This is a genomic window from Kitasatospora sp. NPDC059599 (assembly GCF_042735125.1).
Lineage (GTDB): Bacteria > Actinomycetota > Actinomycetes > Streptomycetales > Streptomycetaceae > Kitasatospora.
Genome location: NZ_JBHWCL010000026.1, coordinates 1 through 17,207 on the forward strand (window position 1 = coordinate 1; position 17,207 = coordinate 17,207).

General features: G+C 69.1%; 12 protein-coding genes and 1 pseudogene. 1 reads left to right on the forward strand and 12 read right to left on the reverse strand.

Annotated features, from left to right (window positions below; all coding sequences use genetic code 11):
- Positions 1-554 precede the first annotated feature (554 nt).
- The 12 genes and pseudogenes from cas3 to ACFV04_RS12375 form a co-directional block, all read right to left on the reverse strand.
- Entirely contained in the window at positions 555-2,966 is a 2,412-nt protein-coding gene (gene cas3, locus ACFV04_RS12320) for a CRISPR-associated helicase Cas3' (protein WP_380528712.1), read from the reverse strand.
- A gap of 20 nt (positions 2,967-2,986) precedes the next feature.
- Positions 2,987-3,664, reverse strand: coding sequence for a CRISPR-associated protein Cas5 (gene cas5, locus ACFV04_RS12325; protein WP_380528713.1), 678 nt, complete (start codon positions 3,662-3,664; stop codon positions 2,987-2,989).
- Entirely contained in the window at positions 3,661-4,686 is a 1,026-nt protein-coding gene (gene cas7i, locus ACFV04_RS12330; RefSeq protein WP_380528715.1) for a type I-B CRISPR-associated protein Cas7/Cst2/DevR, read from the reverse strand. The genes cas5 and cas7i overlap by 4 nt, the downstream gene beginning before the upstream one ends.
- Entirely contained in the window at positions 4,683-6,116 is a 1,434-nt protein-coding gene (locus tag ACFV04_RS12335) for a hypothetical protein (protein WP_380528717.1), read from the reverse strand. The genes cas7i and ACFV04_RS12335 overlap by 4 nt, the downstream gene beginning before the upstream one ends.
- Positions 6,113-6,841: a CRISPR-associated endoribonuclease Cas6 gene (locus ACFV04_RS12340; protein WP_380528718.1), complete on the reverse strand. Its 729-nt coding sequence runs from the start codon at positions 6,839-6,841 to the stop codon at positions 6,113-6,115. Before ACFV04_RS12340 ends, ACFV04_RS12335 begins: the two co-directional genes overlap by 4 nt.
- Positions 6,842-10,770: 3,929 nt before the next feature.
- Positions 10,771-11,661: a DUF317 domain-containing protein gene (locus ACFV04_RS12345; protein ID WP_380528720.1), complete on the reverse strand. Its 891-nt coding sequence runs from the start codon at positions 11,659-11,661 to the stop codon at positions 10,771-10,773.
- A 22-nt stretch (positions 11,662-11,683) separates the two neighbouring features.
- On the reverse strand, positions 11,684-12,271 hold the full coding sequence (locus ACFV04_RS12350) for a hypothetical protein (protein WP_380528722.1): 588 nt from the start codon (positions 12,269-12,271) through the stop codon (positions 11,684-11,686).
- A gap of 10 nt (positions 12,272-12,281) precedes the next feature.
- The gene (locus ACFV04_RS12355; RefSeq protein WP_380528723.1) at positions 12,282-12,911 is read right to left on the reverse strand and encodes a hypothetical protein; all 630 of its coding nucleotides are present in this window, start codon (positions 12,909-12,911) and stop codon (positions 12,282-12,284) included.
- A gap of 398 nt (positions 12,912-13,309) precedes the next feature.
- On the reverse strand, positions 13,310-13,633 hold the full coding sequence (locus ACFV04_RS12360) for a DUF6191 domain-containing protein (protein WP_380528725.1): 324 nt from the start codon (positions 13,631-13,633) through the stop codon (positions 13,310-13,312).
- 66 nt (positions 13,634-13,699) lie between these two features.
- Positions 13,700-14,574 (reverse strand): IS5 family transposase gene (locus ACFV04_RS12365; protein WP_380528727.1). Its coding sequence is split into 2 segments (ribosomal slippage): positions 13,700-14,182 and positions 14,185-14,574, totalling 873 coding nucleotides; the frame shifts between segments, so codons are not numbered across the junction.
- Between the two features lie 94 nt (positions 14,575-14,668).
- Positions 14,669-15,118: pseudogene (locus ACFV04_RS12370) on the reverse strand (ISAs1 family transposase); the annotation flags it as partial.
- Positions 15,119-15,166: 48 nt separating this feature from the next.
- Positions 15,167-15,370, reverse strand: a complete 204-nt coding sequence (locus ACFV04_RS12375; RefSeq protein WP_380528729.1) for a transposase family protein — start codon at positions 15,368-15,370, stop codon at positions 15,167-15,169.
- A 1,240-nt stretch (positions 15,371-16,610) separates the two neighbouring features.
- Between ACFV04_RS12375 and ACFV04_RS12380 the strand changes: the two genes are divergently transcribed.
- Positions 16,611-16,895 (forward strand): LuxR C-terminal-related transcriptional regulator, encoded by a 285-nt coding sequence (locus ACFV04_RS12380; protein ID WP_380528731.1) that lies wholly within the window; start codon positions 16,611-16,613, stop codon positions 16,893-16,895.
- The last annotated feature ends 312 nt before the right edge of the window (positions 16,896-17,207 follow it).

The following is a 17,207-nucleotide window of genomic DNA, read 5'->3' on the forward strand; positions in this document are numbered from 1 at the left end:
GGGGGCCGTATGGCACCGGTCTTTGGGCGCCCCACCTGGCTGGGGTTCCCGGCCATGTGCGGTCTGGGGCGCCGCTGCCAGGGGGGGCTACGTCCTCGCGCGGGGGGGCCCCAGGTGCTCGGTGGGCCGCCCCGGCTAGTTGAGCTCGCCGACCTGGATCCGTGGGGGACGGATCGGAGGGCGGCAGTTCCGCATCGCACCCGGGTGGGGGCGCTCGTCGCGGTCAACGAGGGGGAAGGCTCTCAGGCGCGGTCGCCGGCAGCGCGGTGATGAGCGAGCGCTCGCGCACGAAGTCGGCGTAGCAGTGCCAGGACGGTCCCCTGGGGGGACCTTCTAATTCGACCCGTGGGATTGGTAGTTGGTACCCCTTCAGGGGCGATGAGTACCCGGGATACAGCCTTCTGGTTGCCGATTACGCCCAGATGTTGATACCCCTTCCGAGGGGCGATGAGGAAGCGGCACTGCTTTTCAAGACCGCTAGGCGAATGGTGTTGTTGCCCCTGCTGCGGGATGTTGAGTGCGCTGCAGTGCAGCCCTGATGCTACTGGCGGTCGTCACACGACCTGGCCGGTTTGGTAGGCGTGCTGGTTGGGGCCTCGGATGGCCAGGAGGCCAAGGTCGGGGTCGTAGTCGGCGTCGAGGATGCGGACGTTGAGGGTCTTCTCGTAGCGGGTGAGTGGGGCGGCCCAGGCGGGCATGGGGATGAGGTACTGGTCAGCGGCGAGTTGTCCCTCCGCGGTGGTGCCCTGGGTGAGTGCGTCGGTGTAGGCGTCGCGGTGTCGTTCGAGGATGGCTTCGGTGCCGTCGAAGAGTTCGTCGAAGGTCTGGGCGAGGTCGGTGCGGTCTGCGAAGGGCCGGCGGAAGGTGAGGAAGGCGTTGTCGAAGGCGTCGCGGTGGTTGGTGACTTCGTCGTGCCAGCGCCGGCCCCAGTCGGTGGTGTAGATGGTGTTGAGCCAGCCGGTTGCGTCGGCTTCGCTGACGATGCGGTGCTGGTGTTCGAGAAGGCGGTGCCAGCCGGCGTCGACCGGTTCGCGGGGGTAGATGCCGTCGGCGTACTCGCCGGGCTGGTTGCGTCGGCGCGTCCAGGCCGGTGTGTGGACGATGACGTCGGCCGGGTCGTAGGCGCCGAGGCGGTTGATGCGGCCGAATCGCTGGAGTAGGGCTTCCAGCGGAGCGGCTGCGGTGAACAGCACGTCGAGGTCGAGGTCGAGGCTGACCTCGACGACCTGGGTGGCGACCAGCAGCCCGGGGCGGCGGTGGGCTGCTGCGCTGGCGAATCGGTGTCGGATGTTCTGCTCGATACGGTTGCGGTCTTGGCGGGTGAAGCGGGAGTGCAGGAGGAAGGCGCTGTCGTCGCCGTGGATGGCCCGGCAGTGCGGGGCGAGTTCGCTGAACAGGGCCAGGGCGTGCGCGACGTTGTTGGCGACGACCAGGACGCTCTGACCGAGGTCGAGCCGAGCGCGAATCTCGTGGGTGGTAGCTGGGTCGGTGAGGTGGTGGTGGCGGACCTGAAGGCGGTGGCGGGGCGGCAGGCCGAGATCGGGGGTGTCCACCAGAGCGGGTGCCTGGGCGAGCGTGTCCTTGAAGAGGTCGGCGAGGACGTCGGGCAGGGTGGCGGAGACGACGGCGATCCGCCCGCCCAGGCGTTCCCACAGCCGGGCCGTGGCGAGGACGTAGCCGAGGCGGCGGGAGTCGTAGGCGTGCAGCTCGTCGAGGATGAATACCGAGTTCGCTGCGTCCACGAGCAGGCCGGCATGGGCCGGGCCCGCGAGGGCGGCGCGGAGTAGCTGGTAGGGCGTGCCCACCCGCACGCTCTCGCGGAGCAGCCGGGTGGCCGCCGCCCTGGCGAGGGCCTTGGTGGCTTCGCTCTGTTGACAGGGCCCGGTCTCCTCCTGCTCCTGGCTGTCGGTGGAGTGGATGGCGGCGGCCAGGTGGTAGGAGGCGGCGCGGGAGTGGGCGACGCCGACCAGGTCCGGGTTGCCGAGGAGGTCGGCGAAGCGGTCGGCCATCGCGTTGATGGAGGCGAGGTAGGGCAGGGTGAAGAAGACTCTGGGCACGCCGCCCGAGTGCTGGGTGAGCTCCGTGACCTGGCGGGCCGCCCACAGCAGCACGGCCTCGGTCTTTCCGCTGCCGGTGGGCGCCCGCAGGAGCAGGTGGCCGGTGGTCTCGGCCGCGCGGATCTGGTGTTCGCGCAGCGCCCGGCCTTTGGCGGCCATCTGCTCTTCAAGGGCGGGCCGGAAGCGGTGGTCGAAGGGCTGGGTGGTGTGGAGGGAGCCGTGGGCGGAGGAGAGGTGGTCGGCGACCGTTACTGCCCCTTGGAGCAGGACGGCGGCCAGGCCGACGTCGGGAGTCACCCGCCGGTCCCAGCGGTGGAGCAGCTCGGTGAGGGTGCGGTGTGCCGCGTCGATGAGGTCGGTACTGCTCAGCGAGCTGGTCTTCGGGGTGGTGGGGAGCATGGCCGCGGTCGCGGTGGTGTGCAGCCAGCCGAGCAGCGCCGTCACCGCGTTCTCGCCGATCGGGCCGATCCGCTTCGCGAGGTCCTCCGGTGTCAGGCCGTCGTAGAGGAAGCGCAGATCGCGGCCGTTGCTTCCGGTCAGTGCGCGGTGGTGGGTGGCGACACCGGCGGCCACCCAGCCGCACAGTTGCTCGTCCGGTACGAGGGCGGGGAGGAACCCGAGGGAGACGACCTCGTGCCTCTCGCCCCAGGATCGGACCCTGCCGAGGAGCATCTGCTGGCAGCCATCGGGGAGCTTGCCGCCGTCGTGGTACAGCCCGCTCAGCTGGGCGGCCGGCCAGAACCGGCCGTCCAGCACATGCTCTGCGGCCTCGATCCGGCCGACCCGCCGGGCGAGCTCGACCCCCGCCGACAATGTGGTCTCCAGATGCACCGTCAGCTCTTCGGGCGGCACGGCGCCGCGGGCGCTTTTGGCCAGCAGCGTCCGTAGGGGATCGGCGCTCGTGCCCAAGGTCGTCTCCTTCTTCTGGGTCAGGCCGGGCTGACGGTGGTGGTGAAGTGGGCGCCGGGGTGGACGGGCGGCAGCAGCAGAACGGCCTGGCCGTCGGCATCCGACCAGCTGCCGGGCACGATGGTGCGGCTGCGGCTGGTGGCGTCGTGCCGGTAGTCGCCCCAGACGGTCCACTCCCGCCCCGGGGCCACTGCGGTCGGCAGTCGCAGCAGCGTGCCCTGGGCCTTGGGGAAGGCGGGGACGACGGCGCTGCGCTGCTCCCCCTCGGCCGGGGTGAGGACGGTGTGGTCGAGGCGGATTCCGACGAGGTCCTGGCTTCGGCCCAGCCGCAGCGGCCACACCGGCCTCCGCAACCGGCCGCGCCATAACTCGGTATCGTCCAGCAGCCAGATGCGCACGGTGGCGTCGGCGAGGAACTCCCGGGTACGCGGGACCGGGGTGGTGGCCTTCCCAGTGGCATCCAGCGGGTGGTAGGTCTCCAAGTCGACCCCGGCCCCGGCGGCGTGGAAGGCCATGGCGAACCGCAGGCCGACATCGACCGCGTCCCAGCCGCCAGCCGCCGCCGCGAGCATCCCGGCGACGGTGGACGGCGGCGGACAGGGATGAGTGACCTGCACACCGGCATACAGGTGGTTGCGGAAGGAGACCACCGGCGCGGTCAGAGTCACCCGCAGCGCCGTGACCGAGGCGGCCGTCATGCCGCGGGGTCCTCGAACCAGGCGTCGTGCTCGCCCGCACCCATCCGGTCGGCCAGGCCGTTGAGGATCACCCGGGGGTGCCCGAAGACCACGGCGCCGCTGTCGACGAGGTCGGCGAGGTCCTTGACCGCCCTCTCACGCTGGTCGCCGAGGAACCCGGGCGCCCAGCCGACCAGCACCGGACCGTCCAGCTCGTCGCGCCACGCCTCGATCTCCTCGCGCAGCACATCGGCCTGGAAGACAGGCCGGCCGTCGTCGGCGCCGACGATCCGGGTGAACGGGTTCACCCCGCCCTTGACCGGAGCGAGCAGCACCAGCGCCGGAGCGCGGTCACCGTAGTGGAGGGCCTGCTTCGCACCGCCGCGCACCGAGGCGAGCGCGCGCAGCACGGTGTCCACCCGCCGCCGGCGCTCTGCCAGGGGCAGCCGCACCGCGCCGACGCTGCGCAGGACCGTCTTCTCGGCACCCGCCTTGACGGCCTCCTCCGCGGCGGCCGGGCTCAGCGCGGTACGCAGCCCAGTGCCGTCCGTCTCGAAGACGCCGACACGGGGAAGGTCCAGGAGCACGTCCCCGGCCAGGACGGCGCTGTAGAGCTCGTGGGAGTGGATCACCGGGTGCTCGCCAGCGGGGAAGTCCCGGCTCATGGTGCCGAAGTCGCTGGTGGGCCGCTGCGGGACGACGGAGACGAACGTGCCGGTCGCCAGCACCGTCTCCCGGCCGTAGCTCTCCTTCTTCACCGCGACCATGTAGCCGAACAGGTCGTCGTCCAGGTGCAGATCGGGGCGGCCCGCGGTGTAAGCCTGCTGCTTGGCGCCGGCGCCGCTGCGGATTACCGGCGATCGCGACTCCTGCACGGGCAGGCTGTCGCGCAGCCAGCGGCGGAACGCCTGCGCGGACACGTACGGGTGGACGTCCCGCCCGACCCGCAACTGCTTGACCTTGCCGTTGTTGTCTTCCGCCAAGCCGTTGTTCGGGGCTCCCGCCACAACATCCAGAACGATCTTGCCAACCAAGTACGTCACTGCTGCTCATCCTCCGTGTCGAACGTCAGGGCTTCGAGGTCGCGGGGATCGAGATCCTCCTCGATCTCCTCTTCCGGTTGCTCGGGCTTCCAGCCGAGCGAGTTCAGCTCCTGCAGCACACCGACCAGGAGCATGTCCCGGTGGAACCAGGCCGGGTTCTGCGAGACCGGGCTGAACAGCAGCTCGAAGCCCCGCTCGGTCACCAGCGGCCCCGCTGCTCCGGCGGGCGGCTTGACGGTCCACTGCACGCCCTGGGATGTGAGCCACCCGCGCAGCTTCGACGGGTCGCGAAGCAGCGTGCGGAAGCTCCGCAACTGGCCGCCGGTGGTGGCGGTGTTCAGCAGCGCGGCCACGTTGCGGGCGGTCCTGGCGATCTCGGCCAGGTCTTTCTCGGTCATCAGCATTACCTCGGTCGCGAAGGAGTTGAGCAGCACGGCCAGGGCCTCGGCCCGGGACCGGTCACGCCCGGTGCGGGTCAGGCAGCCGAGCAGCCGGCCGTGGCCGACGGCCACGATTCGGTCGGGCGAGCGGAAGACGTTGCGGGCCAAGGCCACGAGCCCAGGCGTCGACGCACTGGCGTGGGCGCGAACCAGCTCCGCGAAACCGGCACGCCGATCACCCAGCCGCTGGGTGCGGCGCAGCCACTCGGCCAGCGGCTGCTCCAGCGCGTGGGTCTCCAGCTCCTGGCCGCGGTTGTTGTTGTTGAACACCACGAGGTCGACGGCAGCGCCCATGGGGCGGCGGTGGGTGCGCAGCGCGACAAGTGCGACGACTTCCTGCGCGCCGGTCTGCCGTTTGCTGCCGTCGCCGGTGGCGGCGAGCATCCGGTTGTGGTCGACCTGTTCGGCCACGGCGTGCTGGAGGAAGTCGTCGTCCCAGCTGTGCAGGGCAATGGACGGGCCGCCGGTCAGGCGCACCCCGTAGGGCAGCGCGTAGAAGCTGCACAGACACGGCCAGCACAGGGCCATCCCGTCGTGGCCTCGCGGGGTGGTGTTTCGGTACGACTGGCTCTCGGCGAGCGGCACGTCACTCTTCCCGTAGTACCCGACAGCCTGCCGTGAGCACAGCGAACACACCGTGGGCGGCCAGCCGGACGGAGGGGGCAGAGTCCGCCACTGCTCCACCCGCTCCGTGATCTCGACGTCGGTGCGCTTGCCGTTGCTGGGGTGGTTCATCGCGGTGTTGGGGAAGAAGGAATAGCTGACCTTCAGCCAGAAACCGTCCGGTGCCTTGCTGTCGCGTCCGAGCGCTGCACGCAGCACGTCCCGGGCCATCTGCGACAGCGCCGCCTCGAAATCGGCCTCGCTGGTCTCCTCCGGAGAGCCATCGCCGGCCAGGGCCGCGAGCGCGAACGCCCCCACCCGCTGCAAGGGGTGCGCGGTCAGCACCAGTCGGCCCTGGCCGAGGTCACCGCGAACCGGCGCGCTCATGCCGCCACCCAGCCGAACCCGGCCGAGTTCGCCTGGCCCAGGCCCCAGCTCCACAAAGCCCGCAGCGTCTCCGGCGCTCCCGACAGCTCCACCTCGACGGCGGCCCCAGGCTTGGCACCCTGCCCCACCGCGAACGACCTCTTCGGCCCCACCCAGGACACCGACTCCAAGCTGACCCCGGCATCCAGGCCCAAGGTCTCGGCCTTGCGCCGCAGGTTCCCCTGGAAGTAGCCCGCCCACTCCAACTCAGTCGGCAGCACCCACGCCTGACGCGGCCCGCGCACCCCATCCGGACTGTAGCCGGAGCCCTTCATCACCACCGGAGTGGCCGTCCGCAACACGGCCCGGCCATCCGCGAACTCCGGCGGCTCCACCAGGCCGAGGCCCGTCAGGCGCAGGGCGACCCCGCCCCAGTCCAACAATTCACGCTCCGCGAACCCGGCCGCCAGCGCCTCCACGATGGCCGGCACCGGGCTGCCGAACTCGACCACCCCCCGCCCGCCAGCCGCATACCGCCCCGGCCGCCGACGTGCAGACGAGAACACAGGCGCACCATGCCCGAACGGTGCCATCCCGTGGGGCCCCTCACCGTGCTCGTGCAACCGGCGCCCAAGCTCCGGAGCCACCCGCCCCAGCACGTCGTAGACCACCCCCCGACCAGGGGCCAGCACGCTGCCCCACGGCACCTCCTCCGCCGCCGTCACCACGGCCAGCCGCACCCTCATCCCGCACTCCAACGCTCAAACGGCATGACAAACCAGCAAGCTGACGAACCACCAGCCGCACAGTCCAGGACCCTAAACTGCACCACTGACAGCCGTCACAAGATTGCGCACAGTCACTCACGACCCCGGGCAGCACGCGATGCCGTACCGTTGAACAAGGCCACCCAGACCAACGCCAAGCTGTGCACCGCAGCGCCACGACGTGGCCAACAGCATCACCGGGTTCCCACTGCAGAACCTGGCTCACTGACCAGTCACATCCGGCCTCTGACCTGCAGCTTTACCATCGGGCCTCATCGCCCCTGGGAGGGGTAGCAACATGAGCAGCGGCGGGCAGGTGGGACAGGAGTAGAGGGCCTCATCGCCCCTGGGAGGGGTAGCAACCGGGCCAGAGCGCGAGCGGCGTGCAGGACGACCGGGCGCCTCATCGCCCCTGGGAGGGGTAGTAACCCAGGCATATGAACCTCCTAGCGGCGTAAGGGACGCAGCCTCATCGCCCCAGGGAGGGGTAGCAACACGTAGACGGAGACGAGGTCGTCCAGCACCTGGCGGGCCTCATCGCCCCTGGGAGGGGTAGCAACCGGGTGACCAGCAGCTCGCTCGCGAGGGAACCCCCGGCCTCATCGCCCTTGGGAGGGGTAGCAACACGAGCTGGCGGGTGCTGCGGGACGTCAGGTCGACCGCCTCATCGCCCCTGGGAGGGGTAGCAACGCGCGGCCGTCAGGGTGGATCAGAATGTACGCGGGGGCCTCATGCTCCTGGGAGGGGTAGCAACGGGTAGACGACGGCGGGGGCCGCCCGGCGGCGGTGAGCCTCATCGCCCCTGGGAGGGGCAGCAACGTCTGGAAGGGGTAGTCGGCGAGCAGGTGAGCGACGGCCTCATCGCCCCTGGGAAGGGTGGCAACGACAGGATGCGGTCCGCCTCGGTGCCCTGGGCCCGGGCCTCATCGCCCCTGGGAGGGGTAGCAATATCAGGTGGTCCTGCGTGCCGCCGTAGCTGTAGCGCGTCTCATCGCCCCTGCGAGGCGTAGCAACGGGGTGGAACAGGTGATCAGACAGGTACGGGTTCCGGCCTTATCGCCCCTGGGAGGGGTGGCAACCCGTGATGGCCAGCCATCCCGTACGCCGTCCACTCCGCCCTATCGCCCCTGGGAGGGGTAGCAACCCGTGGATCAGCGGTGCGTGGAGCGGGAGGTCCGCGGTCTTATCGCCCCTGGGAGGGGTAGCAGCAACGCCGGGCCGCACTTGGCGCCGGCGACCAGGCGATCCCTATCTTCCCTGCGAGGGGTAGCAACAGGCCGGGCCCGGTGCTGGCCCGGAGCGAGCCGCCCGCCTCATAGCCCCTGCGGGGGGTGGCAATACGCTGACCGGCAGGGTTCGGGCCAGCCAGCCGCGCGCCTCATCGCCCCTGCGAGGGGTAGCAACGGGCTCGCTGGTCTTCCCCGTTGGGCGGCTTGCGGTGTCTCATCACCCCTGGGAGGGGTAGCAACTCGATCCCGTCTCCGCCGATGTAGTGGCCGATCAGCCCGGTCTTATCACCCCTGCGAGGGGTAGCAACAGGATGACCTGGGTGTGCGCAGCGAGGGTGTGGCCGACCTCATCGCCCCTGCGAGGGGTAGCAACTTGGAGCCGTCCGCGTGTAGGGCGGCGTAGGACCAGCGCCTCATCGCCCCTGGGAGGGGTAGCAACTCCTTGATGGACATGCGCAAGCGGGCCCTGTCCTCTGGTCTCATCGTCCCTGGGAGGGGTAACAACTTGCTGCCGAGTCTCAGAAACGCGGGTGCACACTGCGCCTCATCGGCCCTGGGAGGGGTAACAACCCGCAGGTCGGGCAGGTGATGAGGTGCGGGCCTTCGCCTCATCGTCCCCTGGAGGGGTAGCAACACCCGGGAGACCATCTGGCGGCAGACGCCCACGCGCGCCTCATAACCCCTGGGAGGGGTAGTAACTCCGTGAGCTCGCCGTGGGCGCGCTCGCGCCATGTCGTCTCATCGCCCTCGAAGGGGTGGAAACTTGGTGATCACGGTCAGCGTTCCAGCGCCGGCGAAGGCTCACTGACCCTCGGCGGGGTAGCAACTACCACGGCGTGTCGTCCGTCTCTGGGTCCACGTAGTCTCATCGCCCCCGGATGGGTAACAATGCACTGACGGTCTATCGGATGAAATAGGCATCCCTGGTCTCATTGCCCCTGGGAGGGAGAACAATTCGAGGGTGACGGACAGCAGTTCGGAATGCTTCGCGGACTCATCGCCTCTCGGAGGGGCGACAAGGGCTAGCAACCGGTAGTCCTCGGCATGCAGTGCGCTCCACAGGATCGGCTCATCGCTCCTCGAAGGGGTAGCAACTAGTCTGTGCCGCCATCGAAGAATTGCTCCGCCTGGATGCACCGCCCTTCCGGGGGCAGCAACGGCAGGAGTCCCTGATTAGGGGCCAGCTGGCACGCGATTTATCGCCCCTCGAAGCAGCAACGTGTACTGCGCGTTGATTGTGCTCCGCCGCGCGCTGCGCCCCCTTACGGTGGACTTGCGGTCCTTATCGCCCCTGGGAGGGGTAGCAACTCCCATACGTCGTACCGCACGGGAGTATCCGGCGTAGGTTCATCGCACCTCGGAGGAGTAGAAACGTGATCCAAGTGACCACCAGACGCACGAACACCAGCTGCTCATCGCCCCTCGGAGGGGTCGCAACGGGCTGGCAATGTAGACCGGGGTGATGACGTAGGCGTCTCATCGCCCTTCGGAGGGGCAACAACGTGATCAAGGAGAATGCCGTCCGCTGGCCGCGGTCGGCTGATCGCCCCTCTCGGGGGTACCAATATTGTGTTCCGCGTACCCGCGCCGTTGAGCAGGTTAACGATCAGCCAGGCATTGACCTTGCAGCAAGTCTCATAGCCCATTGGAGGGGCTGCAATGTGGTGGCGGGCACCCGACGCATGTCCAGCGCGCCGGTCCTCATCGCCCCGCAGGGGCAGCAACGTGATGCCGTGGATGTGGGTGGCGTGGATCGGCGCCGACTCATCGCCCCTCGGAGGGGGGTAACAACCCCTTGACGTCTCCGGGGACCACGACCATGTGGCAATCTCATCGCCTCTTGGAGGGGTGACAATCATTGCAGCATGCGGGCCTTGTGGAGCTGGCCCGCCCATCTCATCACACCCTCGGAGGGGTAGCAACGAGTACTCCAGGATGTCGAAGGTGCCGCGGAAATCGAGGCTCATCGCCCCTCGGAGGGGTAACAACATCTGCGCACACCGCTGCAGGAGGTAGGAGCACGCTGTCTCATTGCCCGTTGGAGGGGTAGCAACTCGTCGGTGTACATCTCACGTTTCGCTACGGCCAGGCTCATTGCCCTGGGCAGGGGCAGCAACGTGACGATCAGGCCGTCAGCGAGCGCGACGTACCGATCTCATCACCCCTCGGAGGGGTAGCAATCCCTTAAAGCCGAGGATCGGCGCGAAGGCGCCGCAGCGTCATCACCCTTTTAGAGAGGCAGCAACGGTGCTGTGCCAGCCGGCGTCCTGCAGCGTTCGGATCAGGGCGCGCCGGTCGGTGGGGGGGCTTGAGGGCGGGGTGGTCCTCACCGGTCCAGTTGATGCGTGATCCGGTGCGGGCGAGCGGCTCGGTCACGGCTGTGACGAACTCGGGCGGGTCTGCTTGGAGAGGGCGAGCTGCCACTGGGGCGGAGCGAGCGGATCCCGAGAGACGGCGATGTGCCACCAGGCTCCTGGGTCTAGCTGCCCGTCGGCGAGCCGGAAGCGGTGGTCCGGGCTCCAGGCGAACGACCGGCTCAGCTCCTGCGCGTTGCCGTGGCCCCAGCCCCACTGCTCGACGAGCCGCTCGAAAGGCGCGTTGCTGAACTCGCGGCCGGCCAGGTAGGCGGGGGTGACGTCGATCGTCGTGTCGTGGTCGGTGGCGTTTCTTCGGTGGCTCTCAGCGGCGGGCGCCGGTTCGGGTGGCGGTGTCGGATGCTACTGCCCTCGACGTCAGGGGTGCCGGTGTTTCGGCGCGATCGCCCGGCGCCGGGCTCGGGCGGCTTCGTGTCCGGGCGGCGGTGGCACGGCGCACGTCCAGCGGGGTCGGCGGGGAGGAGAGTTCGGTCACCTCAGCGGCGCCGATCACCAGGTCGCCGACCGTGAGGTCGTCGAGTTCTGTCACGTTCCGGGTGGCTGGGGCGAGCATCGCGCTGGTAACGGTGTGAAGGATCCGGTCCGGGGTGGAAGTGCTGGCCGCTGCGCACCAGCCGTCGTACTCGTCGCCGATGGTGACGGTCCAAAATCCGTCCTGGCCGGCCTCCGCCCAGTCGTCCGCACTGCTCCCTGCCGTAAGGAGGATGCGGTCCTGCGCATCGTGCACAGAGGCAACCGTCTCGGTGCCCCTTCGGGCGTCCCAGGTGGTGGTCCACTCCGGTGTCTGGACCAGCTCACGCCACTCTCGGTCGGAGGCGGCGCCATGCAGCTGGCGGCCCGAGCGAAGCCTGGAGGCGAGGTCGGTGGTGATGGCTTCGACGATCTCGACGGGTGTCTGCTCGGTGAGGCACACAGTCCACTGCGGCGGCTCGAAGGGGGCGTCATGGACGGCGATCTTCCACATCACGTCGCTCCCGCCCTCCGGCTCGAAGCCGAGGCGGACCCTGCCGTCCGCAGAGATGACGAACTGGTTGCCCCGGCCGTCGCCGGCTCGAACGGCTCCGGCCTCGATGAGCGGGCGGATCGCCCGTTCGGTGTCCGGTCCGGGCCCGGCGTACATGGCGGGGGTGATGCTCAGTTGCAGCCACGGCTGGTCGCGCGCCTTCGTGGCCCAGTAGGGGTTGGTCGTGGTCAACGGCGGCTCCGGGTTCTCTGGCTCAGGTGGTGCGTGATCGGCGTGCTCCCGGCGCCGTGGTGGTGGCCAGCGGGTCGGCGCGGCGGGTCGTGGGTGTTGTGGTGCGGGTGGTCGCGGCGCTGGTGCGGCCGACGCCGGCGCCGCGGTGAGCGGCTTCCGCTCGTCGACGGGTGGGTTCGTCGTGCCTCAGGAGCGCGTGGTCGAGCCGGTTGCCGGCCTCGCGGAGGATGTTGCGGGCGCGGAGGTTGGCGTCTTCGAGGTGGAGCAGCAGGTCCTGGCCTGTGGCGGCGGGCGTCTGGTTGGCCAGCAGTTCGTGGCTGCGGGCCATGTCCCCGAGTGCGGTGATCACGGCGGTCCGGGCGTCCGCCATCGCGGTGGCGTGCTGCGGGTGGCCGTCTGCGACCAGGTCGCGGTGCCAGCCGTGGAGGTCGTTGGCGAGCAGACCGAGTTCGGCGACGTGGTGCGCGGGGATCGACAGGTCGGTCGGGTCGAGCCACTCCTGCAGGTCGGTGACGAGGTCGTCGTGGCGTGTGTCGATCGCGGACTTTGTGAGCCACAGGGCGATGGCTGGCGGGTCGGTGGGGATGAGGGGGCCGAACGCGGCCCGCATCTCTGCGAGTTCATCGGGTGTGAAGATCAGCGGGTTGTCCGTGGAGCGGTCCTTGCGCGTCGGTGCCGGCTACCGTCCCGCACGCTGCGGTTGCCCGCTGGGTCGGGGTTGCCGTCGAGGCAGTAGGTACCCTCGAGGGCTGAGCGCTGCCGGTGTGGGTGCCGCGCTGAACGCCGCGTACGCGCGACTCAGTCCGGCCCGCTGCGGGAGCAGGCTCCGGGGAGGTGTCGGTGAGCAGTGCGGTGTAGCGGGCGACAGCTTCCCTGAGCGGTCCGGGGTTCAACTCGCCGTCGCCGTCGATCCGGGCGAGATCGCGCAGGGTGTGCACGAATCCCGGCCGGGGCACCGTCGCGTGTTCGTCGAAGTCGAAGAGGTTGGCGCCCAGTTGCGCCCCGCTGGCGCGCAGCACCACCTGAACGCGGACGCCGCGGTAGGTGTCGCTGCGGATCCCGCCCGATTCCAGCGCGGCGGTGATGAGAACGTCCGCGCGGCGCGCTAGCTGCTGCCGACCGGTGGTGATGCCGTCTGGCAGCGGCGCCAGGGCCGTCAGGATGTCAGCGTGGTCGACGATGTCGTTTCCTCGGTGTTGGTGGGGTCTCGGGTCCGGCGTGATCACGAACCGGGCGACCGCGGCGATCACTTGGAGCGGGGACCGTGGTCTCCGATTCGGATCAGCGGCCTCGTGGCCGGGTGTCGTCGGGTGGCGGTATCCGACCGCGGTCTGCTCCGTCGTCCACCGGGGTGTTGGAGGCCGGGCGGATCGGCTCCTGGCCGCCAGAGCGCGCGGCCTCGGCGCGGGAGGTAACCGGTCGGCTGGGCTCGGGTAGTGGTGCGGAGGTGTCCCGGGTCCACTCGTGAGCGGCCTCCACCGTGGCGAAGTGCCCGCCCCGCACGGTGTAGGTGGTGTCGTCGTCGCTCTCACGCCGCCAGACGAACACGGCCACGGGCGTCTTCGGGTCGAGAGCCTCGGTGTCGTCGGCGAGGGTCTGTTTCAGAAGTGAATCTTGCAGTGAGGGGATCGCGCATGTTGCGGCGCGGCTACCTCTGCTGTTGAACGACCGCGGTGCCGCCGTCCAAGTCGATACCCATGTGAGGCGGGGCGCCGGCGTAGTCGTCGTCCCGCATGACCAGTTGAGTCCGCCGCTGCTCGATTTGCACGCGCTTGTTGGCATTGAAGAAGGCGTGCAACTCCTCGGTCGCGGTGGCGCCAAGGCCGTGCCCGCTGCTCGGCGTTCGAGTGGTCAGGCGGCGGCATAACCATCCCGGACGGCCGGATCGCACCACGAGATGCCGGATTGAGGTTAGTGTGAAGGGCACGATCACCAGCACTGCCATGAAGAGCAGACCCGCCATCATCACCATGCCGGCCCAACGCGCGAAGGTGACGCATCCGTTCCTGGCCGTTGCTGCCGTGTACGGCGGCGCCAGTCAGAGCCATTCCCCGATTGCGGCCACCAGCACCGTCGCTTCGTTGCGAACAGCGAGCTTGTCATACCGCGTGGCCACCGCGCGGTTTCGCTTCAGCCGGTTGATCCCGCACTCCACCGCGTGGCGCTGCTTGTAGTCGTCCTTGTCGAACTTCGGCGGCCGGCCACCGTGGGAACCCCGCTTCTTGCGGTTGGCGATCTGGTCGCGCTTCTCCGGGATCGTGCAGGCGATGCGGCGGCCGCGCAGGTAGCCGCGGTTTGCTCGGGAGCCGTACGCCTTGTCGGCGCGGACCTTGTCGGGCCGGGTACGCGGCCGCCCCGGGCCGAGCCGGGGTACCCGGATGCGGCCCAGGACGACCTGGAACTGCGGGGAGTCCCCGCGCTGCCCGGCCGTGATCACGAGCGACATCGGCTTCTGTGCCTGCTCGACCGCGAGGTGGATCTTGGTGGTCAGTCCGCCGCGTGAGCGTCCGAGCCCGTGGTCGTCGGGCTCGGCGAAGACGCCGCCGGGCGGTTCGACCTGCAGATCCCCTTTTTGCGGGCGCCGGCCGCGTGCTGGTGGGCACGGGCGACCGTCGAGTCCACCGAAACGTCCCAGGTGATCAGCCCCTTCGCGTCCGCGAGAGCCTGGAGCTGCTCAAAGATCCGATGCCACGTGCCGTCACGCTGCCAGCGTCGGAAGAGCCCGTACACCGTCCTCCACGGCCCATATCGCGCGGGCAGGTCCCGCCACGGTATGCCCGTCCGTGTGCGGAACCGTATGCCGTCGATCAGTTGGCGCTTGGCGTGTACCGGCGGCCGACCAGGCTTGAAGCCCACCGGCAGCAACGGTTCCAAAGCCGCCCACTGTGCGTCTGTCAGATCTCCCCGAGCCACGAAGCGTGATCATCGCAGACCTTGATCCACTTCTGAAACAGACCCTAGTCGCTCGGGTCTCCCTGCGGCCGTGGCCGATCTCGCGGTCGTAGCGGCGCGCGGTGACGTCCTTCCACGGAAGTGACCGCAGTCGGTGGTGCAGCCCGGGTTGGTTGGCCTTGACCACCAGCAGGTAGTGCGCCTTCTTCTCCTCCACCAGGAAACGCACGTGCGCGCGCTGGGTGTGCAGGGCGTCGGCCGTGACAGTGACCCCGGTCAGGTCGTAGGGCGCCAGCAGCGCGGCGAAGCAGGTGATCTCATTGGTCTTGTCGGCAACCCGCAGCTGGGTGACGGTGCGGCCGTCGCCGGTCATCGCGGCCAGCAGGTGGGCGGCAGGCAACTCACCGTGCCGGGAGCCTCGGGCGGCCTTGCCGTCGACGGCCACCGAGTCCGAGCCGGCAGGATCAGCGCCGGTCAGGTCTGCCAGGCCGCCGGGGCAGACCAGACCGACAACGCGCCGGATCGTGGCGGCACTCGGTGCGACTCGCACGCCCAACGCCCCCACGACCCGGGCACCAAGCCGGGCCAGGGCGTGCTGCGGAGCGTTTGCGGACTACTGGCCGATGGCCGCGTACGAGCGCGCGCCGGCGACCACCGCCGAGGCGGCAACCAGCAGTACCGCCACGAACGGGTGACGCACCTCGCGCCGCCGTCGCGGATCGGGCAGCACCCGCAACCGCTCCACGAGCGGCAATCCCGCCACGCCGTCCACCGCGGGCGACTTGGTCCGGCAGACGGTGGCAGACTGGCGACACATCGAAGCTCCGGTGGTTCAGGGCGACTTGGCAAGGTCACCCCGTTCAACCGGAGCTTCGTTGCATTCGTGACGGCCAGGCCCGCACGCCTCGCACCGCCACGACCAGCGGACTCACATGATCACCGGGACTTTGAAACGCCCCTGCTGCGTGGACCGACCTGCCAGGACGGTTCGGATCCTGGAAGGGGGTCTAGAACTGGCTACGGACCTGGGCGCGCACGGCGTCATGGCGCATCCGCGGCCGGCGGCCGTCCGGCAGTACCGTGACGGCTGCGAGGTGGATGTGGTGCACGGCGTGCTGGACCGCTACCCACCGCTACCCCGGCTCGCCCTGCGGTGCCAGGCCGGTGTTCCGGCGATCACCCGGGGCGCCGGCTGCCCGCCAGGATGAACCGCCAGACCCTGGCTCTACGTTCTTTCCGGTAGTGGTCAACAGAGATGAGACGTACGGAAAGTGGTGCGCATGACCCAGCTGGAGCGGAACTGCCCAGCGGCCCTGCTGCTGCTCGGGGGGCCGGTCACGGACACCGCCGCCGTGCTCGCCGCGGCCCGCGGCCTGCACGCCTGGGACCCGCGGCCTGCACGCCTGGGACCCGCGGCGGCCGGCGGTCGGACAGCTGCTGGAACACCTGCTGGACCACGGCGACGACGCCCGGGCCAGGTCTCCGCACCAGGGCCGGAACCAGCTCGCACCGTTCGACGACTCGAACGTCATCCCCATCCCGACGGCCCGCATCGAACGCCGACAAGCCGTCACCGGCCTCATCAACGAGTACCACCGAGCAAGCTGACCATCCGACAAACCCCCGGCTCACAGCCGGTGAAGCCATTTTGAAGCACTAAGGGCCACTCGGCCTGGATGATCTTGCAGTGTTAGGAATTTCAGGTCGGAGTAACTCGCCACAGGCTCCGATGCACCCTCGTTAGACATGAACGGAGAGTGTCGTGCCGAAAACCCACACTACTCCGGCGGGAGAATTTTCGCCGACGTTATTATCAATAGCTTTGACCGGTCCTCACGGCGTCGGATCGATTTGCCCTTCCTGGCCGGAAGCCCAGCTGATACGCGAACCCCACGAGGTCCGTTCGAGCGATGACGTCCTTTTGTTTTACGGACCCGGCATGACCCAGGAAGTGAGGCGGTTCTCGATCGAGTCGGACGTCGAGCTGCCGCCTGTCACGACTGTGGGCTCCGCTTACGATCTCGTCCCAGCCGGGCCGTACGGAACGGACGAGTGCCATGGGTAATGACCAGAACGGCTGTGAAGTGTCCCAGCCGGTCGGCGACTGCGTTCTCAGCTCGGTCCAGGTCAGGATCCTGGAGGGCATTGCGGCCGGCTTCTCCAGCGGGCGACTTTCGAGAGAGTTATACCTCAGTTCGAAGACCATCGACTATCACGTCCGCGTCATGTCCGACAAGCTGCAGGCGCCGAATCGTGTCGCGTTGGTTTCGAGGGCGTTCGTCCTCCAGATTCTGCGAACAGATTCATGGCCCCCGCGCATTGCGCATGAAGCTGTGGATTAATGCCCGGCGGTTCGCGAGATCGTAATCCGCACGTTCTGCACGAACTGCATTTTGTGTCATGTTTCCCGGACGTTTACTTTATCTCGCTCCTTCTGGTCAGGTCGGAGGTCAGACGCTGACCGGCCACGAGTGCGCGGGCCAAGCCGTGACCTGGCTCGGCGATCTGCTGCAACGGGCGTCGATGTCGGCCGTGGACGTGGTGGTCACGACTGCACCGGCACCGGCGCGACGCCGCCAACCGGCACCTCGTGCCCGCCATGATCTGGCGGGAGGTCCGCCGCGTGGCCATCGAGAGGGAGACCTCGTCCTTGC